This window comes from Kordiimonas sp. (assembly GCF_048260245.1).
In the GTDB taxonomy this organism is placed as follows: Bacteria; Pseudomonadota; Alphaproteobacteria; order Sphingomonadales; family Kordiimonadaceae; genus Kordiimonas.
This window is the reverse complement of the sequence record NZ_JBLXGZ010000047.1, coordinates 1-21,252: the sequence shown is the minus strand read 5'-3', so window position 1 is coordinate 21,252 and position 21,252 is coordinate 1. Positions and strand designations below refer to the sequence as shown.

General features: G+C 52.1%; 26 protein-coding genes. 12 read left to right on the top strand and 14 right to left on the bottom strand.

Annotation, left to right across the window (positions count from 1 at the left end; all coding sequences use genetic code 11):
• Window positions 1-64: 64 nt before the first annotated feature.
• A complete protein-coding gene (locus ACN0VM_RS16765; RefSeq protein WP_417452047.1) occupies window positions 65-499 on the bottom strand; it encodes a TerB family tellurite resistance protein in 435 nt (144 codons plus the stop codon).
• A 396-nt stretch (window positions 500-895) separates the two neighbouring features.
• Here ACN0VM_RS16765 and ACN0VM_RS16760 point away from each other — a divergent pair, with 396 nt between their 5' ends.
• A complete protein-coding gene (locus ACN0VM_RS16760; RefSeq protein WP_417452046.1) occupies window positions 896-1,564 on the top strand; it encodes an NUDIX hydrolase in 669 nt (222 codons plus the stop codon).
• 69 nt (window positions 1,565-1,633) lie between these two features.
• The gene (locus ACN0VM_RS16755; RefSeq protein WP_417452045.1) at window positions 1,634-2,188 is read left to right on the top strand and encodes a hypothetical protein; all 555 of its coding nucleotides are present in this window, start codon (window positions 1,634-1,636) and stop codon (window positions 2,186-2,188) included.
• A 54-nt stretch (window positions 2,189-2,242) separates the two neighbouring features.
• Here ACN0VM_RS16755 and ACN0VM_RS16750 read toward each other — a convergent pair whose 3' ends face one another.
• Entirely contained in the window at window positions 2,243-2,767 is a 525-nt protein-coding gene (locus ACN0VM_RS16750; RefSeq protein WP_417452044.1) for a hypothetical protein, read from the bottom strand.
• Window positions 2,768-2,907: 140 nt separating this feature from the next.
• Window positions 2,908-3,672: an Hpt domain-containing protein gene (locus tag ACN0VM_RS16745; RefSeq protein ID WP_417452043.1), complete on the bottom strand. Its 765-nt coding sequence runs from the start codon at window positions 3,670-3,672 to the stop codon at window positions 2,908-2,910.
• 208 nt (window positions 3,673-3,880) lie between these two features.
• Between ACN0VM_RS16745 and rpmG the strand changes: the two genes are divergently transcribed.
• Complete coding sequence (rpmG, locus tag ACN0VM_RS16740) at window positions 3,881-4,048, top strand: 50S ribosomal protein L33 (RefSeq protein WP_020401238.1); 168 nt, start codon at window positions 3,881-3,883, stop codon at window positions 4,046-4,048.
• Window positions 4,049-4,109: 61 nt separating this feature from the next.
• On the opposite strand, the gene ACN0VM_RS16735 is transcribed toward rpmG, so the two are convergent.
• The 3 genes from ACN0VM_RS16735 to ACN0VM_RS16725 all read right to left on the bottom strand — a co-directional run bounded on the left by ACN0VM_RS16735 (window position 4,110) and on the right by ACN0VM_RS16725 (window position 6,304).
• The gene (locus ACN0VM_RS16735; RefSeq protein WP_417452042.1) at window positions 4,110-4,487 is read right to left on the bottom strand and encodes a DUF4870 family protein; all 378 of its coding nucleotides are present in this window, start codon (window positions 4,485-4,487) and stop codon (window positions 4,110-4,112) included.
• A gap of 61 nt (window positions 4,488-4,548) precedes the next feature.
• Complete coding sequence (locus tag ACN0VM_RS16730; RefSeq protein WP_417452041.1) at window positions 4,549-5,931, bottom strand: PleD family two-component system response regulator; 1,383 nt, start codon at window positions 5,929-5,931, stop codon at window positions 4,549-4,551.
• 7 nt (window positions 5,932-5,938) lie between these two features.
• Window positions 5,939-6,304 carry a response regulator gene (locus ACN0VM_RS16725; protein ID WP_417452040.1) on the bottom strand — a complete coding sequence of 122 codons (366 nt, stop codon included), beginning with the start codon at window positions 6,302-6,304 and terminating at the stop codon, window positions 5,939-5,941.
• A 221-nt stretch (window positions 6,305-6,525) separates the two neighbouring features.
• Here ACN0VM_RS16725 and ACN0VM_RS16720 point away from each other — a divergent pair, with 221 nt between their 5' ends.
• The 7 genes from ACN0VM_RS16720 to ACN0VM_RS16690 all read left to right on the top strand — a co-directional run bounded on the left by ACN0VM_RS16720 (window position 6,526) and on the right by ACN0VM_RS16690 (window position 12,062).
• Window positions 6,526-6,801 (top strand): DUF3572 domain-containing protein, encoded by a 276-nt coding sequence (locus ACN0VM_RS16720; protein WP_417452039.1) that lies wholly within the window; start codon window positions 6,526-6,528, stop codon window positions 6,799-6,801.
• Window position 6,802: 1 nt separating this feature from the next.
• Complete coding sequence (locus tag ACN0VM_RS16715; RefSeq protein ID WP_417452038.1) at window positions 6,803-7,447, top strand: hypothetical protein; 645 nt, start codon at window positions 6,803-6,805, stop codon at window positions 7,445-7,447.
• 8 nt (window positions 7,448-7,455) lie between these two features.
• Window positions 7,456-8,769, top strand: coding sequence for a DNA polymerase IV (locus ACN0VM_RS16710; RefSeq protein ID WP_417452048.1), 1,314 nt, complete (start codon window positions 7,456-7,458; stop codon window positions 8,767-8,769).
• A gap of 87 nt (window positions 8,770-8,856) precedes the next feature.
• Window positions 8,857-9,558 (top strand): GGDEF domain-containing protein, encoded by a 702-nt coding sequence (locus ACN0VM_RS16705; RefSeq protein WP_417452037.1) that lies wholly within the window; start codon window positions 8,857-8,859, stop codon window positions 9,556-9,558.
• Between the two features lie 105 nt (window positions 9,559-9,663).
• Complete coding sequence (locus ACN0VM_RS16700) at window positions 9,664-10,125, top strand: RidA family protein (protein WP_417452036.1); 462 nt, start codon at window positions 9,664-9,666, stop codon at window positions 10,123-10,125.
• Entirely contained in the window at window positions 10,118-10,900 is a 783-nt protein-coding gene (locus tag ACN0VM_RS16695) for a glycerophosphodiester phosphodiesterase family protein (protein ID WP_417452035.1), read from the top strand. The genes ACN0VM_RS16700 and ACN0VM_RS16695 overlap by 8 nt, the downstream gene beginning before the upstream one ends.
• 10 nt (window positions 10,901-10,910) lie before the next feature.
• Window positions 10,911-12,062, top strand: coding sequence for a GNAT family N-acetyltransferase (locus ACN0VM_RS16690; RefSeq protein ID WP_417452034.1), 1,152 nt, complete (start codon window positions 10,911-10,913; stop codon window positions 12,060-12,062).
• Here the strand turns inward: ACN0VM_RS16690 and ACN0VM_RS16685 are convergent.
• The 6 genes from ACN0VM_RS16685 to ACN0VM_RS16660 form a co-directional block, all read right to left on the bottom strand.
• Window positions 12,049-12,591 (bottom strand): GNAT family N-acetyltransferase, encoded by a 543-nt coding sequence (locus ACN0VM_RS16685; RefSeq protein WP_417452033.1) that lies wholly within the window; start codon window positions 12,589-12,591, stop codon window positions 12,049-12,051. The genes ACN0VM_RS16690 and ACN0VM_RS16685 overlap by 14 nt on opposite strands.
• A 19-nt stretch (window positions 12,592-12,610) precedes the next feature.
• On the bottom strand, window positions 12,611-14,998 hold the full coding sequence (gene clpA, locus ACN0VM_RS16680) for an ATP-dependent Clp protease ATP-binding subunit ClpA (protein WP_417452032.1): 2,388 nt from the start codon (window positions 14,996-14,998) through the stop codon (window positions 12,611-12,613).
• A gap of 57 nt (window positions 14,999-15,055) precedes the next feature.
• Window positions 15,056-15,391, bottom strand: coding sequence for an ATP-dependent Clp protease adapter ClpS (gene clpS / locus ACN0VM_RS16675; protein WP_417452031.1), 336 nt, complete (start codon window positions 15,389-15,391; stop codon window positions 15,056-15,058).
• A gap of 106 nt (window positions 15,392-15,497) precedes the next feature.
• The gene (gene pgmG / locus ACN0VM_RS16670; protein WP_417452030.1) at window positions 15,498-16,877 is read right to left on the bottom strand and encodes a phosphoglucomutase/phosphomannomutase PgmG; all 1,380 of its coding nucleotides are present in this window, start codon (window positions 16,875-16,877) and stop codon (window positions 15,498-15,500) included.
• Window positions 16,878-16,975: 98 nt separating this feature from the next.
• Window positions 16,976-17,413: a J domain-containing protein gene (locus ACN0VM_RS16665; RefSeq protein ID WP_417452029.1), complete on the bottom strand. Its 438-nt coding sequence runs from the start codon at window positions 17,411-17,413 to the stop codon at window positions 16,976-16,978.
• Window position 17,414: 1 nt separating this feature from the next.
• Window positions 17,415-18,281, bottom strand: coding sequence for a division plane positioning ATPase MipZ (locus tag ACN0VM_RS16660; RefSeq protein ID WP_417452028.1), 867 nt, complete (start codon window positions 18,279-18,281; stop codon window positions 17,415-17,417).
• 135 nt (window positions 18,282-18,416) lie between these two features.
• Here ACN0VM_RS16660 and ACN0VM_RS16655 point away from each other — a divergent pair, with 135 nt between their 5' ends.
• Both ACN0VM_RS16655 and panC read left to right on the top strand, forming a co-directional pair.
• A complete protein-coding gene (locus tag ACN0VM_RS16655; RefSeq protein ID WP_417452027.1) occupies window positions 18,417-19,355 on the top strand; it encodes a glucosaminidase domain-containing protein in 939 nt (312 codons plus the stop codon).
• A gap of 2 nt (window positions 19,356-19,357) precedes the next feature.
• Entirely contained in the window at window positions 19,358-20,215 is an 858-nt protein-coding gene (gene panC, locus ACN0VM_RS16650; RefSeq protein ID WP_417452026.1) for a pantoate--beta-alanine ligase, read from the top strand.
• 4 nt (window positions 20,216-20,219) lie between these two features.
• Here panC and ACN0VM_RS16645 read toward each other — a convergent pair whose 3' ends face one another.
• Together ACN0VM_RS16645 and ACN0VM_RS16640 are read right to left on the bottom strand one after the other, a co-directional pair.
• On the bottom strand, window positions 20,220-21,023 hold the full coding sequence (locus tag ACN0VM_RS16645) for a response regulator (protein WP_417452025.1): 804 nt from the start codon (window positions 21,021-21,023) through the stop codon (window positions 20,220-20,222).
• A gap of 13 nt (window positions 21,024-21,036) precedes the next feature.
• On the bottom strand, window positions 21,037-21,252 hold a 216-nt coding region (locus ACN0VM_RS16640; protein WP_417452024.1), incomplete at its 5' end, for a magnesium transporter.

Below are 21,252 nucleotides of genomic sequence, written 5' to 3'. Positions count from 1 at the left end.
AAAAGCTTTGTTAACAAAAAAAGGCGGGACTTGCCCGCCTTTTCAGGAAACCATGCAGCAATGGTTATTCGATCAACCCCGCGCAATCAGCGTGCGAAACACCAAGCGAATTTGCGACACTGTTAAAAAATTCAACTTCAAACGGGCTGACTTTACCATCAATCTTGATCACCGTAGCGAGTGCCCCCACAATCATCTTGCAGTCTTCAGTACCGATCTTGCCGCGAACCTTGGCAAGATAGCGCTCAAGCGTCGCTTCTTTATAAAGATCAGAAATCGCAGCGACGCGGATGTCTTTTTCACTGACCTCATCGCCGGTGCGTTCTTTGATAATTCGTTGGACGGTTGCGATCTCGACACCGGAAATATTGGTGTCGGCATTGGTCGCGCGCGACAACGCCATCAGCAGTGCCTCCCGTACCAACTGGCGTTTACCTTCTTCGTCAAGCTCCGTGCCACGAAAAAGATTTAGTATATTCTCTAGTTGTGCGAGCGGCATAATACCCTTCCCCTCATCAAAATGCTGGATAAAGTTCCCGCCGATACCAACCCAAAACGGCGCCCGGGTCAAGGCCGGAAACGTGTTTATATAGAAATGAAACTATCCGCCGAAGATCTGCGCTTAAACCACCCTTTATTCAAGCCCGCCGCCCCCTCAAAATCCTGACGGCGGAAACAATAACATAAATACAACTTTAGATAATTTTTACACTCTTAAATTAAGGCAGCAACATACACACCAATACAAAAATATAGACTGAATGACTTGCAAAACAAAAATAGACATTGTTCTCGAAAGTCTGCTAGTAGTTTTTTTGTGGGGACTTAGAATGCCGAGACGCTCAGCAGGAAAAGTAAGCATTAACTCTTAATATGTAAGAAAAATGAATTAGATATGAATTACACATATCAGTATCCACACCCTGCGGTCACAACGGACATCGTGATTTTCTCGGTGCGTGACAACAAACTGCAGGTACTGTTGATCAAGCGTGGCCAAGAGCCATTTAAAGGTTCATGGGCTTTACCTGGTGGGTTCGTTCGCATTGATGAAAGCGTAGATGAGTGCGCCAAACGGGAACTTCAGGAAGAAGCGGGCCTTGAGGATGTATACCTGGAGCAGCTATACACCTTTGGCGCGATCGACCGGGATCCTAGAGAGCGTGTAATCAGTGTGGCATATTATACCCTGACGCCATCGGCGCATCTTACTCCTGCGGCAGGTACCGACGCGGACGAAGTCCAGTGGTTCTCTGTTGAGAACTTGCCTGAACTTGCGTTTGACCATACTGAGGTTTTGCGCGTTGCACGTGACCGACTCGCGGCAAAGATGGAATATTCAACCATCGGCTTGCAGTTTATGGCAGAAGAATTCACATTGTCCCAACTGCAGACGGTCTATGAACAAGCTACAGGCAAAACGCTGGACAAGCGGAACTTCCGCAAGTGGATATTGTCTCTTGACCTTATCGCCGAGACCGGAAAACGGTTTGCAGCCGGTGCGCACCGTCCAGCGATGCTGTATCGCATCAAAGAGCCGGACCGGGTTGAAATTATTCGTTGATTACGGCCCAACACCACTTCTTTCCTGTACGCCTCATGCATTGGCTGCAGGCAAAAATGAGGCCTCACAATGAAAAAACGCCTACCCGAAATCATGGAAGACATGCGTCAAGCATTGCTTGGGCGAAAAAAAGGCCACCGGTGGGGCGAAAGCGCTTCAGAGGCCTATTCCGCTGCCATGGGTGGCATTAAGGACTTCAGCGGAGATACGCTCACAAAAACTGCCCAGCGCTTCAACGAAGCCCTGCCATATATCGAGCGGGCTGGCTATGACGTCACAGAGATTGAGGTTGGACTGGGGCTATCCCCTAAAATTGTCCCCCACCTGAGGCTACGGGAACTGATCAGCGACGAGAAACAGGCGACATTACTGAGTGAGACTCGTGACAAAACTCTGATCAATACGATCCTTAGCTCACTTTTTCGCGCCAGCGGTACACGCAAAAAGCTGCGTTTCAATCGCTTTCACTTTACGGACCTTGAATTGGAGCTTAGCATTCTGCCGACCGTAGTGCTCAAGTTTAAGCCGAACGAAAATCACGGCAACGATCCCGCCATGCTGGAAGACCAAAATTTGCCCTCCTCGGAACAGCCCCCTGTCGTAACAGACACCGCTGCCAGTTAAAAATGGCCCGGCCGATACAAAGGCCGAGCCATTTAATCATTTGCCTGCATCAAGTTATGATTTGCGCGCCGCCTTGGATAGACCGCGGCTGATTTCCTGAGACCGCTCAAGCGCCATGTATGAATCAAACAACAACTCCATACCAGCAACAGACTGCTCTTCCGTTGCTGCCATGGTATCCGCACCAGCCGCTGGCGCCACGTCGCTCAACACATCGCCGGACATTTCATCAAGTTTAGCGCCGAATTCCACCTGAACCTGACTGAAAACAAGGCTGCTTTCTTCCGCCCCACGTTGAAGCTCCGCCAGATCACCCTCATCAGCGATGGCGATGGCATCCTCAAAGCAATTTTGCGAGTCCTGTGCCGCGGACATAGCTTTACGGAAGACCATCGTCGTCTCAACAATGCGCTTTTCAGCACTCATCGCTTCAAACCCGTCAACCTTGGGCAACCCGGCGCTGTAGGCAGACATAGGTGCATAACATTCCGCACCAGCTTCCTGTCCTGCCGCACTTGCTAAACCTGAAAAAGAAACAGCAAGCACTGCGCCTGCAATCATTGATACTGTCGATTTCATTACACTTCCCTCATTGGCTGAAAGCCCCACATCCAGCACAAATAGTCGCGCACTTTTGATGAAAATGCAATTTTACTTTAATTTTAACTTAATTTTATAAGCGGTCCCGGTCCACCTTCGCTTCTCAGCATGATACAGAATCAAAGAATACCCAGCTTCACGAACACATCCGCGACATCGTCTGCAAAATTCGACCCCTTGCGCAACACAGGCACGCTATCGGGAAGGTCCTTGAATTTTTCCTTTTGGCTCGTTGCGATCAACGCCACCGGTATGTGTCGCGTCGTTGGCATTGCTTTTAGCGCGCAAGCCAAGTCAATTCCCGAGAGTTCGGGCATAACGCGCGACACTATCACTGCGTCAGGCTTCATTGAGGGAATCAACTGAATGGCGTCCATCGTCGACGCCACGTTGATCATGCGATAACCGCACTCCAGCAGTTCTCTCGTGACGATCTTGGTCGCAATACCCGGCTCCATCACAAGCATCACCTCAATGTCGGTGACGGTGATGTCTCCGACGTTAAACCCGCCCTTATTCGGCAGTTTGCGCATCATCGGAGATAGGTCGATTTCCCTACCATTTACAAAAGCGTCCAGACACTCTGCCATCCGGTCAACATAGAGCTGAATATCGTGGCAGGATTCGGTGGTAAGGCCCGTCATATTGAAAAAATAATCTTCAAAACGGTGACACATCACCTTTAGAGCCTTCATCTCGAAGCTCGCAGCGACGGTTTTAAGGGAATGTGCCTCAAGTCGTATAGTCGCGAGAGCGTGTTCGCTTTGCACACGGCCACTTTGAAAATCCGTCACGGCTTCATTCAGGCTTTGCAGCCTATCTTCAACTGTATCAATCGCCTCAGTGCGCAGTTCTTCTACGAGCTCATTATCAAGTGTCGACATATCTAGACCTCTTGTCGTTGATCATTATTGTTTTGACACAAAAATGGTTACCTGAGCGTTATCATTTCCGAACAGTTTTTAATACTGCCATAAAAATATTCCGACATTTACCAAAGAGCGCTTGACTTATGGGGGGTGATCAGTATTTTGCGGCCACTGAGCGGTTGCATGAGGCGGCCGCCAATACTGTTTTCTTGGAGTTGATACGATGGCAAAGCCGTCCAGCATTAAGATCAAGCTGGTTAGCACAGCGGATACCGGCTACTTCTACGTGACCAAGAAGAATCCGCGTACGATGACCGAGAAAATGGTCCTCCGCAAATACGATCCGGTTGTTCGTAAGCACGTAGAATTCAAGGAAGCCAAGATTAAATAATCTGGGTTTTCCGATGAGTATAAAAAACGCTGCGCCTTTTAGGCTGCAGCGTTTTTTTTGTTCACCAGAGAAGCGTCTGAGGGTCGTCAATCGGCTGATTGTTGATCGCCCTGACGCCTCCTTTGATTATTCGGATCACAGTCCAGAGTGTCCACCAGGCAAGAATAACGTACCCGATCAATACGAGCGAGAGCACGCCACCTACAATCAGGGTGGCAAGGCCCAGCCAGAAGGTGCGTATCTGGAAATCGAAATGGCTGCGCCACACGGGATCATGCGTAGCCTTGGAGTGGGCAATAACCACCCCTACAAACGCCGTTATGCCCGCAGCAAAACCCATAAAATACAAGATGTAAACAACAATAGCCGCGGTACGGTCTTTGTCGTTTTCTATGTTCCGGCCCATATTATGGCGTGGCTGGTTGTCATAGTCGCTCATCATATTCCTCACACGGAATGTAGCTTAGTAGGGAACACGTATATCCTGACAATAAATTTGCCTAGGACTTTTCTTGTCCAGCGATGACCACGCGATTGCGGCCGCTTGACTTGGCACTGTAAAGAGCCTTGTCCGCGGCATCCAGCAATTGCGCCGGGCTCTGCTTCTCACCACTGGTTGCAACCCCAAGGGAGACCGTTACATTTATCGGCCCCCCGGGCAAGCCAACCTCGAAAGGATTCTCACAAACCTCCTGACGAAGCCGGTCACCGATCATGAAAGCCCAATCGGTGGGTGTTTCGGGCATCATCACGACAAACTCTTCCCCACCATAGCGTGCTGCCAAGTCGACACCCCGGATATTTTTAGCGATCCGGTTAGCAAACTCCTTGAGCACAAGGTCCCCGACCGCATGACCATATGTGTCATTGACCTTTTTAAAGTGATCAATATCCATCATCAGTACAGAAAGCGGCTTGCCTGCACTCTGCGCCGCTTGAATCCGGGTTTCAAGGTGGCTGGTAAGATAATGCCGATTATAAAGGCCTGTAACCGCATCTGTCGTCGCAAGCTGCATCGAGAGGTGGAAGTTTTCCCATAGCTTGTCAGCGTATCGCTTGCGTTTAAGCTGCGTCTTGACCCGCGCCAAAAACTCCATGCGGTCGACCGGGCGAACAACATAGTCATTCACACCCATCTCAAGCGCACGGACAAGCAACTTTGTATTACCGTCATCCACCATGACTAAAATAGGTACATGACGCGTCTCTTCAAAAGAGCGCAACTTGGAACACACTCGCAAACCATCCGTATTCCGCATCGTGAGAGAGACAATAATCAGATCAAAATTCTTCTCTCTTGCACGGTCTGCTGCATCCACCCCTCCCGTCAGGAAAGTCAGTTCACCAACCCCCTCCAAAGCGCGGGCGATACGTTCCATCACTCTTTCTTGCTCGTCGACGATCAAAATAGACCCATCGATGGGGGCCTCTGGCTCGACCGTGGCATCCTCTTCATTATCCCAGCCTAGGCTAGCGCCTGTGGCCTCACGGTTTCGCAACTCATCCATCATGACTTTGAGCCGAACCAATGAGCGAACCCGAGCAAATAGCGCAAGGTCCTGTACGGGCTTGGTCAAGAAGTCGTCTGCACCGGCTTCCAGCCCAGCAACACGATCGGAAGGTTGATCAAGAGCTGTCACCATAACGACAGGAATATGAGATGTAGTGGGATCAGCTTTGATACGACGACATACTTCGAAACCATCCATGCCAGGCATCATGACATCAAGTAAGATAATATCGGGGTGTTCACGGCTAATGACGTCGAGTGCCTCTGGACCGCTGAATGCCGTCAGCACATCAAAATACTCACTCGTGAGCTTGGCCTCAAGGAGTTTGACGTTCGGTGGCACATCGTCCACTACCAGCACCCGCGCTGTCATCGGCGGTCTACCCTACGAACTGTTTTACTGTTTCAAGGAAATGACCAACGGAAATGGGTTTGGCAATATAAGCTTCACAGCCCCCTTCCCTGATTTTTTCTTCATCACCCTTCATGGCAAATGCAGTAACGGCGACAACGGGAATTTTCCGAAGGTCCTCGTCCTCCTTCAACCACTTGGTAACCTCCAGGCCTGAGACCTCGGGCAGTTGAATATCCATCAGAATGAGATCCGGATTATATTCACGTGCAAGATCAAGCGCAGCCATGCCGTCACGTGTTTGAATAGTCTCATAATCATGAGCTTCCAAAAGGTCGCAAAACAACTTCATGTTTAATTCATTGTCTTCGACTATCAGGATCTTCTTACCCATACGGTTCCCCTAGCCCAAATAATCGGGCGATTTTTGCATTCCCAACACCAAATAATAGGCCCCCTTTTCATGAAAAGACAAGACCGACAAGGTATTTAAATAGAAAATTCACCTAGGTGTCCGACATTGTGACAAAAAAGCCATTTGCTGTCAGCCTCTTCCATGGGAAACTGACTGGGCTAATATATGCAGTCAGGACACATCAAGAGAGGGCCCGCAACATGACAAATGATATGGCGGAAGCAATAGCCTTGCAGGCTGCAGCCTTCATTTTCAGCGAAGATACCTTAAGAGATCGCTTTTTGGCGCTTTCCGGCACCGAGGCCCATGATATTCGCGCCCGCATTCAGGACTGTGGCTTTCAGGCGTCTATGCTCGAGTTTCTCCTCGGGCATGAGCCAGACCTGCTCTCCTTTGCGTCAGCAGAGGCCGTGAAGCCAGAAATCGTCGTGACGGCTTGGCGCACGTTAGGTGGCGGCACGGGACAAGAGTGGTAACATGCTTGATGTTCAAGAGCTCGTCACCGGTTTTAAGCCTGATAAACCGCTTTTGCTAGTGGATGCAGACGAAGTATTGCTGCGTTTTGTCGAGCGTTTGGAAGCACACCTGTCATCCTGCGGCTACGAACTTCGACTTACAAGTTTCCAGTTGGCCGGTAACATATTCGAGCTTGGAACCGGGGTTGCTGTCGATCCTGGTGAGGTTAAAAGACTGATTGCGAGCTTCTTTGACACTTGCTCGCATGATGTTCCTCTCGTGCCCGGCGCTGCAGACGCCCTCAAAATCCTGTCACACACATATAATATTGCAGTCCTGAGCAACATCCCCGGTCATTGCAGGGAAAGACGAGAGCAAAGCCTTATTGCGCAAGGGGTCAATCTCCCGGTATTATCCAACAGTGGCGAAAAAGGCCCAGTAGCTGCGCAGATAGCATCACTGCACGGGGCACCGGTGGTCTTCATCGACGATTTGCCGCCGCAACACAAGTCTGTGGCACGGCACGCACCCGATATCCACCGGGTGCACTTTGTCGCCGATCCCAGACTTGCGGCAATGATCGAGAAAGCCGAACATGCCCATGTCCGACTGAATGACTGGGCCGCACTCACCGAATATCTGCATACCCATATCCGGAGCCTCTAGTGACCACCTTGCCATCAGACATTGTGGCGTTCCCTGTTCTATGCCGAAGTTGCTTTCACCAATACCGGCATCCGGGCCCATGCCCTTCATGTGGTCGGTCCCGCATCATTAGTCACCCGGAACTGTTCGACCTGACGATCGCACACCTTGATTGTGACGCCTTCTATGCCTCAATTGAGAAACGTGACGATCCCCGGCTTGCATCCAGGCCGCTGATCATCGGCGGTGAAAGCAACCGAAGCGTCGTTTCTACGTGTTGCTATATCGCCCGAATGCACGGCGTTCGTTCGGCAATGCCCATGTTTAAAGCGAAAAAACTATGTCCGGACGCAACCATCCTGCCTCCCAGGATGACACTCTACCGGACAGAAGGCCAAAAAATACGCACCATGATGCACGCCTTGACGCCCCTGGTAGAACCTCTCTCGATCGACGAAGCCTTTATGGACCTTTCCGGTACTGAGCGCTTGCACCGCGCGCCTCCAGCAGTCCAACTGGCACGACTTGCGACAGAGATTGAAAAAGAAGTTGGCATCACCGTTTCAGTTGGTCTGGCCCCAAACAAATTTCTCGCCAAACTGGCCTCGGACATGAACAAACCCCGCGGCTTTACCGTGATCGGAGAGGCGGAGAAACTTGAGATTTTAGCTCCGCTTCCCATCTCACGCATATACGGAATCGGTACAAAAACGGCACAAACTCTCGCACGAGATGGTCTGTCAGAAATTCAGCAACTGCAGACCATGGAGGAATCCGTCCTTATACGAAAATATGGTGAAACCGGCTTAAAGCTATACCGCCTCGCGCGCGGAATCGATAACCGCCGCGTCAGCCCCGCACAGCTTACCAAAAGCGTCTCAAGCGAGCGAACCCTCGCCCGCGACCTGGTTAACTATCAGGAGCTCGAAGCCGAACTATGGCAAATGTCGGACAATGTTGCCACCGAGCTTAAGGCCAAACAATTGGCGGGCATGACCGTTACAGTCAAACTAAAAACCAACATGCACCGAACCATCACCCGTTCCCGCACACTTGATGGCCCCACCCAGCTTGCGACCACGATATTTGAGGTCGGGCAACAACTACTTGTGCCTCTGGCAAATGGCACATCCTACCGTCTTATCGGCATTGGTCTCAGCCATTTTCGGCCATTATCAGAGGCTGATCAACCGGACCTTATTGAACCAGCCCGAACAAAAAAGCGAACCGCAGAACGAGCGATGGATGCCCTTCGAGGCAAGTTTGGCAAGGCGGCAGTAATGACGGGGCGGTCAATTCGTCCGGCAAAAAATGCCGAAAAACCTCCTCGCCCCAAACAATAAACCTTTCGAAATCAACGCCTAAAGCGATGCGTCACATGGCACATCTTTTGCTTTCTCTGTTTTGTAGTGCGTGAACCGGAGGCAAACATGATTGAGCAAAAAAACAAGCTGAAAGACAAAACGGCGATAAACCCATACGTCACCAAGCTTGCTGGCAAGTTGATGAGAACTGCGGCCAATGCAGAAATGAAGTTTGACAGCAACGGCTGGCAACTGATTACCGAAGTGCTCAGTTTTGCCGCCGCCGCCGAACAGCGCATGTCAGAACAGCAGGAACGCATCGCCTACCTTGAACAGCTCTCTGTAACCGATGAACTGACAGGCATACCCAACCGTCGCGGGCTTCGACTGGCTCTGGGACAGGCATTAGCGTCTGCGGCCAGGCATCAGGAAGCGGGTATATTAGGCTTCCTTGATCTGGATGGTTTCAAGGGCATCAATGATATTCACGGCCATATGGCAGGCGATACGGTGCTCCGTTTTGTGGCTAAGACGCTAAAACAACATATTCGTCCAAGTGATGTCGTAGCTCGCATCGCTGGCGATGAGTTTGCGGTCATACTCAATCGCTGCAACCCGGAGCAAGGGATTGAACGTTTGCGCGCGCTGCAGGATCGCATCAATAAAGGCAAGGTCAGTTATGGCAGTGCCCGGATTTCTGTCAACTGCTCAGTCGGCACTCACCCTTTCAACGCCGCTACCGATCCAGGAGAGTTGATCGAAGCTGCGGATCAGGCAATGTACCGCGACAAACAAAGCCGCAAAGGTCACCATCTGCGCTCGGCATAGCCTACCTACATCCTGCCAGAAAGGGCCGCTTAAGGCCCTTTTTTTATGAGGGTAGCTTTGGTATAAGGGCTTAGTTTCTTTATATTTTTCAGCTGGAGTTCCTGGATGAGCATCGAAAAGCGCCTGGCAAACCTAGGTATTGATGTGCCGACACCTGTCGCACCCGTCGCCAACTATGTCCCCTTTGTCAGAAGCGGCAACCTTGTCTCGGTTTCGGGTCAAATCCCAATGAGAGACGGCGCACTTGCCTTTAAGGGCAAGGTTGGCGATACCGTGTCCATTGAGGAGGCCTGCGAAGCCGCCACGCTCTGCGCCCTGAATATTATCGCCCAGATCAAGGTAGCCTGCGACGGTGACCTCAATAAAGTGGTTCGCATTGTCAAGCTTGGTGGATTCGTTAACTGCGTGGATGGCTTTGGCGAACAGCCCAAGGTGATCAATGCCGCCAGTAACCTGATGGTCGATGTATTTGGCGACAAAGGTAAGCACAGCCGGTCGGCAGTCGGCACCAATGCACTTCCAATGAATGTCCCTGTCGAGATCGACGCTCTCGTGGAGATTGGCTAACCATATGTCTGAAAATCAACGGCAGTTTCCATGGCTGACCGCGCGTGCAATCGCCCACCGCGGGTTATTTGAGGCCGGTACTGTAGTGGAAGAAAACACCCTCGCATCAGTCAGGGCTGCAGTGGAAGCAGGCTATGCCGTTGAAGTCGACGTGCGCGCTACAGTCGATGATATTATTGTCGTGTTCCACGATGAGTTTCTGGACCGAATGACCAACGGTGCAGGAGCGGTTTCCACATGGGGTTTCAAACAACTACGTGACGAATTCAAGGTGGGGACAAGCGGCCAACCTATGCCGAGTTTGCCCGACGTACTGGACGAAATAGACAGACGACAGCCGCTGTTTGTGGAAATCAAATCATCACGTCGCAAGAACCCGCAAAAGCTATGTGCGGGTGTTCGCCATGCCTTTGAAGGATATGGCGGACAAGTGGCAATCATGTCTTTCGATCCGCGCGTAGTGAACTGGTTTAAGGCCTATATGCCGAAATATCCTCGCGGCCTTGTGATTGGTCGCGAATTTCTGCTGAGCATGAAAAGGAGGGTTGCGCTTCAGCTATGGGTGCAGAAATGTAAACCAGACTTTATTGCCTGCGATGTAAACCTGCTTCCTAACAGCTTCTGCACCTCATGGCGCAAAAAAGGAAAGCCGCTGCTGACTTGGACAGTGAGGGATGAGAAGATGGAATCGATTGCTCGCGAACACGCTGACGCTTTGATTTTCGAAAAACCAGCTGTCATCGGCACCAAGATCACCGCCGACATAAACGGCTGAGGAGACGCGCATGACACCAGCCGCCGAGCTAACGGCTGAATTTGTCGACAGTGTTGCATCAATCACGGCAGAAGCATGGAACTCCTGCTCAGATTCAGGTAATCCCTTTTTAGAACACGCCTTTTTCCTCGCTTTGGAAAAGTCCGGCTGCACAACTGCAGACACAGGCTGGCAGCCCTACCACCTTGTTATCAGCGACAAACAACATGACTGCGTTGCTGCTATCATGCCGCTTTTCATCAAAGGCCACTCTTACGGCGAATATGTCTTTGATCACGGCTGGGCGGACGCGTATGAGCGAGCTGGAGGCCGCTACTATCCTAAACTGCAATCGGCTGTACCATTCACACCAGTCACCGGCTCTCGGCTTCTAGTCCGGCAAGGATATGATCATCTGCGCACCGAACTACTGGCAACCGCCCGCAATGCCTGCGATACGCTTGGCACTTCCTCCCTGCATCTTACTTTCCTGCCTGCCGCCGAAGCCTTAAAAGCTCAGGAGGCAGGGTATCTCATCAGGACGGACCAACAATTCCATTGGCACAATGACGGCTTCACCTGCTTTGATGACTTTCTCAGCGCCTTGTCTTCCCGCAAGCGTAAACAAATTAAAAAAGAGCGCCGCCGCGTGCAGGAGCAAAAGGTAACGTTCCGCCATGTCACCGGGGCAGCCATAACCGAAACAGACTGGGACTGTTTTTTCGCCTTCTACCTGGACACGGGCAACCGCAAGTGGGGTACGCCCTACCTCAACCGCACATTTTTCTCGCAGGTGGGTCAGTCGATGGCAGAAAACATCCTGCTTATCATGTGCGAATGTGATGGAGAGACCGTGGCCGGAGCACTTAATTTCATTGGCAATGACACCCTATATGGGCGCTATTGGGGATGTACCGACATGTTCGATAGCCTGCATTTTGAGGCCTGCTATTACCAAGCCATGGAATACGCGATAGAACACGGCATCAGACATGTCGAGGCAGGCGCTCAGGGACCTCACAAGCTCGCCCGTGGCTACTCACCCACAAAGACTTATAGCGCACATTGGATACCCAACCCGAATTTCCGTGAAGCCGTTGCAAGCTTCCTTGAAGCCGAACGACACGCCGTCGACGCCGAAATCCAAGACCTCGGCCACCATACCCCGTTCAGGAAGGCCTGACGCGATACAATACATGCGGACGGATCGGACTTGCTTCCGGTACCATCGGATGGTCGAAATCACCGTGAGGATCATAGGTCATGGCAATCTTATCCATCACGCGACGCGATGGCGCGTTATGTTTGGTGGTCATGGCAATCACCTCTTTGACATCCAAGTCGTCAAAGGCAAACGCAAGGCAAGCTTTTGCGCCCTCCGGAGCGAGCCCCTCACCCCAAAAGCTTTTGTCAAGCCGCCACCCAATTTCAATCGCGGGTGCAAAAGGAAGATATTCTGCCGCCCTTTGAATGCCAATAAAGCCAATGAACTGGCTGTTTTTCTTGAACTCTGTCGCCCAGAAACCAAAGCCGTCCTGCTGAATACGCCATATGCAGCGATCAACCGACGCATCACTTTCCTCCCGGCTTTGTACGTGGGGAAAATAGCGCATAACATCCGCGTCCGCATTCATTGCGGCAAAAGCTGCGCGGTCCTCATGGCACCATTCGCGCAACTTCAGTCTTTCGGTCTCTACAAAAACATGAGCCATAAACCGTGTGCCCCGTGCACTATTTCACCGGCACGGGTGGCTTGGCCTCCTCCCGCGTAGCGGGTACACCAGAGTGAGCCTTTGGTTTCGCTTTTGGTGTCGTTTTCTTGTCTGGCGTTTCACGGGGGGCGTGCGGCGTAACCTCAAAATCGAGCTTGCCGTCTTTCAGTTTCACCACCACTTCACCGCCTTTTGTGAGCTTGCCGAATAACAGCTCATCGGCTAGCGGTGTCTTGATGTTTTCCTGAATGACCCGGGAAAGCGGCCGCGCGCCATAATGGCGGTCATAGCCTTTCTCCGCCAGCCACGCCTTCGCGTCCTCAGTCAGCGAGATTTCGACGTTACGGTCCGCAAGCTGTAGCTCAAGCTGCAAGACAAATTTCTCAACCACTTTCGAGACCACTTCAGGCGGCAGGAAGTCAAATGCAATCGTCGCATCCAGGCGATTTCGAAACTCGGGACTGAACATCTGCTTGACCGCTTCCTCTGAGGCACCATCATTGGTCTCCCGACCAAAGCCAATCGCGGTTTTACTCAGCTCAGCAGCGCCGGCATTGGTTGTCATGATCAAAATCACATTGCGGAAATCGACCTTCTTGCCGTTGTGATCGGTCAGTGTGCCATTATCCATGACCTGCAGCAGGACATTAAAAAGGTCAGGATGGGCTTTTTCCACTTCATCAAGCAGCAACACACAGTGCGGATGCTGATCGACGGCGTCGGTCAATAGCCCGCCCTGATCGAAGCCCACATACCCTGGGGGCGCACCGATAAGCCGTGAAATTGAATGTCGTTCCATATACTCAGACATATCAAAGCGGTGCAACTCAACACCCAAGAGGTGTGACAACTGTCTAGCCACCTCGGTTTTGCCGACCCCTGTAGGTCCTGCAAACAGATAGGAGCCGATAGGTTTATTAGGCTCCCTAAGGCCTGCACGCGATAGCTTGATTGATGCAGTCAGCGCGGAAATTGCTGCGTTTTGTCCGAACACCACCCTCTTCAGATCATCTTCAAGGGTGAACATCACGCGCCCTTCGTCGCGAGTAACTGTTTTCGGCGGGATGCGTGCAATTTTTGCTACTACTGCCTCCACGTCCTTGACCCCAATGGTCTTTTTACGCTTCGACGGTGGCAACAACATCTGAGCAGCGCCGGATTCATCAATGACATCAATAGCCTTGTCCGGTAGCTTGCGGTCGGAAATATACCGGTCAGAAAGTTCAACCGCCGTCTTAATTGCCTCTGCGGTGTAGCGAACTTTGTGATGCTCCTCAAAATAAGGCTTGAGGCCTCGCAAAATTTTCACCGCGTCATCCACAGTCGGCTCATTCACATCAATTTTCTGAAACCTGCGCAAAAGAGCTCGGTCCTTTTCAAAGTGACTGCGGAATTCCTTGTAGGTTGTCGATCCCATGCACCGGATTGTGCCGCTGGCAAGCGCCGGTTTCAAAAGATTGGACGCGTCCATTGCACCGCCGGAGGTCGCCCCGGCGCCAATGACGGTATGAATTTCGTCGATGAACAGAATAGCGCCATCCCGCCCCTCCAACTCGCGGACCACAGCCTTCAATCGCTCCTCAAAGTCTCCGCGGTACCGTGTGCCAGCCAAGAGCGAGCCCATATCGAGCGAGTAGATCACGGCGTTGTCAAGCACGTCAGGGACATCTTTTTCAACAATCCGCCGGGCCAGTCCCTCAGCTATCGCGGTTTTCCCAACTCCGGGGTCCCCTACAAGCAGCGGATTGTTCTTGGAACGGCGGCACAAGATCTGAACGGCACGCTCCAGTTCCGCAGCGCGTCCAATCAACGGGTCAATCTTGCCTTCTTTGGCTTTCTCATTAAGGTCCACACAGTAAGCAGCAAGGGCAGTGTCAGCTTTTTTGCTCTCACTCGCCGGTTGTTCGCTGTGCACCTCTTCTTCTTCATCGGCACCGCGCACCTGCCGGTCTTCTTTTAATTCAGGCACTTTGGCGATGCCATGAGAGATGTAACTCACCGCGTCAAGGCGTGTCATATCCTGACTCTGGAGAAAATAAACTGCATGGCTCTCCCGCTCAGAGAACAGGGCCACAAGCAGGTTGGCTCCAGTCATCTCTTCTCGGCCAGAGGACTGCACGTGCAAAAGTGCGCGCTGCACCACCCGTTGAAAACCTGCCGTCGGCGTGGCTTCAAGGCCATCAGCATCGACCTTCAGGTTTTCCATGTCATCATCAAGATATTCTAACACCTGACCACGCAAAATCTCTACATCCACGTCACAAGCCTTCAAAACCGCCGTGGCGTCCGGGTCTTCCAACAGGGATAAAAGAAGATGCTCAAGCGTTGCATACTCGTGACTACGCTCGTTTGCTTCCTTCAGCGCACGATGCAGCGTTTCTTCCAGATGGGGCGAAAATCTTGGCACTCTTTTCTATCCTTCTCGGATGCGTCAGTGGCGTTCAGTCGCCATGCATCCGTACTATCACTCTTTTTCCAGCGTGCACTGAAGCGGATGTTCATGCTGGCGGGCAAACGACAAGACCTGATTGACCTTTGTTTCCGCAACTTCATAGGTAAAGACACCACAGATGCCGACGCCACGTTGGTGAACCTGCAGCATGACATCCGTAGCCTGCTCAGCATTCATGCGAAAGAATCGCTGCAATATATGCACTACGAATTCCATCGGCGTGAAATCATCGTTCAGGAGCAGGACTTTATACATGGACGGCTTTTTCGTCTTCGTGTCAGACCGCGTCAGCAGGCCCGTTCCGGCGCCACCATCACTGCCATTACCGTCTTGTCGTTTGTCAGGCATTGATCCTCCAAAAAATCCATACCTACATAATGTAATGCATAAAGCATCGTCTAAAAGAGTAAACATGCGGTGAAGTGACGAGTTTTTCTTTTCGTTGTCATGTTTATCATAGAACATCGGGTGCACTGACACCAGATTCGGCCAGCGCTGAAACCAGCGTTTTCTTGAGCCTGTCAAGACCATCACTGGTCGACGCCTCACAGCGCGCCACTAATACCGCCTGGGTATTTGAAGCCCGCAACAGCCACCAGCCGTCCTCGGTTTGCACCCGCACGCCGTCAACTGTGGACATCTTCGCATCGGCCGCCTGCAGCCTTGATTTCACCTCCTCAACCACTTCGAACTTCCGCACTTCATCACATTCAAAGCGTAGCTCCGGCGTATTGATCGCAGTCGGCAAGCCGTCCTTGAGCGCAGCAAGGTCTCCGCCTTGGTTCGCAACGGCATTCATAAACCTGAGGCCAGCATACATCGCGTCATCATGACCATAAAACTTGTGCTTATAGAAAATATGACCCGACATCTCGCCTGCCAGCGGGGCCTCCAATTCAACCATTTTCGATTTGATCAGCGAATGGCCGGTCTTCCACATAACCGGCTCACCCCCCATTTCCCTGATCCGATCAAATAGCGCGTTACTAGCCTTAACATCAGCGATAATCGGGGCACCTGGTAGTTCCTTGAGCAAGTCACCCGCCATAATGGCCAACATCTGGTCGCCCCAGACGACACGGCCCTTGCCATCAACGGCGCCTATCCGGTCTCCGTCGCCATCAAACGAGAGGCCAATGTCGCAGCCATGGCGCGCGACAACTTCTTTCAATTGCTCCAGGTTTTCCTCGACCGTCGGGTCTGCGTGATGGTTAGGGAAGGTGCCATCAACCTCGGCATTAATGACGATATGCTTACCGGGCAGCCGCTTGACCAACGCCTCGACAGCAGGTCCAGCAGCACCGTTCGCCGGGTCCCAAGCCACCTTGAAGGCAGCGCCTTCGTAATCACGCAACAGGCGTTCAACATATCTGTCGAACACATCAACCTTGCTGACACTCCCCTCGCCTTCCTCAAAGTCACCGTTGTTTGCAGTCGCGCCCAGCGCTTGAATAGCGTCACCAAAACATGGCTTCTTGCCAAGCATCATCTTGAAACCATTGTAGTTCGGCGGGTTGTGGGACCCGGTCACCATTATGCCACCATCCGCATCCAGCTCAAAAACGCTATAATACAGCATGGGGGTCGCGCCCAACCCGATATTGATAACATCAAGCCCTGTGCTCGCGAGCCCTGCCATCAATCGCGATGACAACTCAGGAGATGAAACCCGCCCATCATAGCCGACACAAACCCGCGTGCCCCCTGCGCGCTTCACATGCGTGCCAAACGCCTTGCCGAGAGCGTAGGCATCTTCCTTATGTAAGGTTTCGCCGACGATCCCACGCACGTCATATTCACGCAGTACAGTTGAATGAAATATGTGACCTGTCATTGTAAGCCCTCAAATATCCACAAATAATTTATGCAGGGTGACAGGCCACAAACTGGTCGTCAATGCGGGAAAATGGCAAAAACCTGCCTAATGATACACTATTTACCGAGAAGTGTTTTGCGCGCTTCGTTGAGTTTGCTAGCCATCCAGTCATTCCCCCCTTTGTCCGGGTGGTATTTGGCCATCAACCGACGATAGGCTGAGTTTACCTCATCGTCGCCTGCGCCTTTTTCAACCCCCAGTACATCACGCGCTTCTGCAGGGCTCATCTGCGCTCCCTCCTGCCCACGGGAGGCCGACTTGCGGCTTGGTTGCAACCCCGCGCCAAACATGCGCCACGCCGCCAGGCCGATTGGCAAAATAGCCATCACGCCCCTGCCTGTCGCCATCAATGCAAAAGTGAGAATGCCGCATACAGCCACTATCGCCCAGAAAAGCGAGTTTTTTGCAGTTTTCACTTCGGCTTTCGCCCACCAATTGAGAAGCATGAGCAGCAAACACGCCAGCGCCGACCCGAGAATCAACCAAATGACCATATCAGGAGACTTTCTCTGACTGCCGGAAAGGAAGGTTAAGCGCATCCATGAGTTTACGCACCTCCTGCCGGGCGGCGACATGGCTAAGCGACAGGCCCTTACCGTCAATACCGCCAGCTTCCTTGAGGTCCATCAACGTCAATCCTCGCAGAAACAGTTCACGGTATATTACTCGCTCACCAAGGCCCGACACATGCCGAATGCCGATGCGCTTGGTGAGTTCGTTCAAAACCCTCTCCACACGCTCCTTGTTCTTTGCATGCAAAGCCCCGACCCTGTTCCGAAGCACGACCCAGTCTATGGACGCACCATCGGCCATCGCCCGGCGCTGCCGCGCCTTCCAGACCATTTCGGCATAAAGACTTGGCCCTTCCACTTTATGTGTACCGGGATTTACTCTCGCCAGCAGGTCAAGGTCGACGAAGCTGTCGTTTACTGGCGTAACCAAGGTATCTGCCGCCGTATGAGCCAGCCGCGAGAGGAAAGTGTCACTGCCGGGACAATCAATCACCACCACATCGACCTTATCCATCAGGTTCACGTAAGCTTCTTCAAAACGCGCTTTTTCGTCAGCTTCAGCCTCGTCCGATGTGCGCAGGGCTGATTTGGGCACCACCATTTCCATCGGCATGGGCAGCGTCAGCTTTTTTTCCGCCACATGCGCCCGGCGGTTCTCAATATACCGTGTGAGGCTTTTCTGCCGGGCATCCAGGTCTATTGTTCCAACGCGCCACCCTTCACGCAAAAGGGAAACAACAATGTGCATGGCGGTCGTAGACTTCCCTGAGCCGCCTTTTTCGTTACCCAACACAATAAGATAAGGCCGCCCTACAGGCAGTTTATCAGGATTTGCCACACTATCCGGCACAGAGTTACCTCCTCAACACACTTAACCACGACAATCGATGCCGTTCTTTCGACATAGCATTAGACGATCTTGCCCTTTGCCACTAGATTTATTAGCTAGATATATAGAAGGTCAACAAAAGGGGAAAAGCTCATCGTGCGCATACGTGTACGAAAAACGGCTGTACTGGCAGCGCTCATCTATGTGCTTCTGATCGGGCCCATAATGCTCGCGAGGTATCTGCTTGAGCTTTCGCGGCCTGACGCGCTCGTGGGGGATCAACCAAACTACCTCGCGCATCAATATCCACCGCGTGAGAAGCGCGAGATGTCACCGCGTCTGGCTCGGTTACTGCAAAAAGAAATGCATGCCGTTGAGGCGGTACCGCGTATTTTCCTGGCACGATTACCCGGTGACTTGCCCGCACTGGATAACGCCCGGGAAAAGAAACGTCTTTTCACATCCGCGATGCTGCCCATTATCTTGCGAGCAAACGAGCTGATTGTCGCGGATCGGGGGGTGCTGCTGTCGCTAAAGAAAAAAATACTTAATGGAGCACCATTGAGGCATAGCGAAAAAAAGTGGCTACAAAAAAAGGCGCGCCAGTATCGTATCCGAAGGCACACCAACTTTACACTCGCGGATATCGACCTTCTTATTTTTCGCTGTGACGTAATCCCGCCATCGCTTGCAATTGCACAGGCGGCAATGGAATCTGGATGGGGTACAAGTCGCTTCGCACAGGCTGGCAACGCGCTGTTCGGCGAATGGGTATGGGGCGACGCGGAGGGTCTGACACCGCTTGAGCGAGAAGAGGGAAAAACCCATAAGGTCAAAAGCTTCGAGTATCTCCTCGACAGCGTGCTAAGCTATATGACCAATTTAAACCGGCACCCAAGCTATCGCGACCTGCGGCTCCGCCGTGCTGAACTAAGGCAGCATAATCTCTCCGTGACCGGCGCCGCGCTGGCCCCTGCACTGGTCAGCTACTCGGAGCGTGGAGCCGAGTATGTCAGCGATATACTTTCCATTATTAATTTTAACGGGCTGGACGGGCTGGATAGCGCCCAGCTCGCCTCCCATCTCGAAGGATGACCATGAGCAGAGATGTTCCTGTTATACGTAGTGTTGCTGCACTGCGTGAGATCGTAGCTGGCTGGCGTAGTGAAGGTTACCGCGTCGGCCTCGTGCCCACGATGGGCGCTCTTCACCACGGACATCTCTCTCTGGTTCAATCGGTCGCGACGCAGGCGGATCGCATCATTGTTTCCATTTTCGTGAACCCAACGCAGTTCGGCGAAGGGGAAGACTATGACCAATATCCACGGACAGAGTCGCAAGACCTTGCGAAGCTCGCCAAGACAAAAGCCACCCTCGTTTTTGCACCAAGCGCACAGGAGATGTACCCTTCCGGCTTTGCCAGCACTGTCAATGTTGCAGGTATATCAGAGCTGCTCGAGGGTGCCCGTCGTCCCGGCCATTTTGACGGTGTCGCTACTGTTGTCAGTAAACTTCTTCTACAAGCTATGCCAGACGTCGCGATCTTCGGAGAAAAAGATTATCAGCAGCTTGCTGTAATACGCCGTTTTGTCACCGATCTCAATATACCGGTCGACATAATGGGAGGAACCCTTGTCCGCGAGGACGATGGCTTAGCCGCCTCGTCCCGAAACGAGTACCTTGATCCTGAACAACGCAAAATTGCCGGTCAATTCAATATCATACTAAAAAATTTGGTGGAGCAGGCAAGGAAAGGTCATAGCTTGCGCACGCTGGAGAGAGAAGCCCAAACATCTCTTCTCGATGCCGGTTTTCTCGCAGTTGATTACGTCTCAGTTGTAGACCCTGACAGCCTTGAACCCATTGAAGTGCTGGATCGAGACGCGCGAGTATTGGCTGTCGCCCGCATCGGCGCTGTTCGCCTGCTCGACAACATGCCCATTCACAAAGATTAACTGATCAGCTGGCACCGTCCAGGAACCAGTCATACTCATTTACCGCTTTCAATGGCTCAACCCCAGCCAGCACAAAGCGCGTATCACACGACCAATCCTCAAAGCGTTTCAGCAACGGCCAAAAATCTCGGCTCCACAAGGGTTTTACCCCATTGGCCACACTGATGAAATGATCGGGGAAACGTACATAGTCCCCAAAACCCTCACTGGCGTCGATAATCAATTTTGAAATTCGACCCATAATACATATTCGCTCGACAAGGCGGGAGCCAAAGTCCTCCGGCAGCGGCAACAATTCCTGTTTCACACCAGAAACCACCGTCTCCAACAGCACCTGATTGAAGGAAAGGTGGTTTTCAACGTCACGGAACGTATCGCCTTTAATCATGTTGGCGGCCACGAGCGCACGGCGGCGCAAATCGCTCGGAAGTTCAACAAAACCACTCGCCATCCAGAAGGCTATTCGCTTCCTTAACCTCTTCACCGAACCGCCCTTGATAACAAAATCATCGCCACCGGCACGCAAACCACCACGAATAATTTCAATGTCGTCATAGCCTGTTAGGTAAATCACCGGCATGGTCTTCAAACCCTGCCTTTCCAACCCTTCAACAAAATCAAAGCCACCCTCCCCGGGCATCTGCACATCACTAATAACCAACGAGGGGCGGTGTTTTCGGGTAACCATCAAGGCTTCCTCCGCGGTCTCGGCTATCAGAGTCTCAAATCCGAACTGCCGAACCGCCGCTGCTTGCAAACGCAAAACAACAGGATCGTCATCAACCAGCAGTACCAAGCCGTTGTTCATAGCTGACACCCGATCAAAGAAGAAACGCTGCGGCTATTCCCAGAAATACAAAGAAACCGACCACATCCGTGATAGTTGTCACGAACACACTGGACGCTATGGCAGGGTCAGCACCAGCTTTATTGAGGCCAATCGGGACCAGCACGCCGCTGAGGCCCGCGATAAACATATTGAAGACCATCGCAATAGCAAACACAGCACCAAGCTGGGCGCTACCAAACCAGCCCCA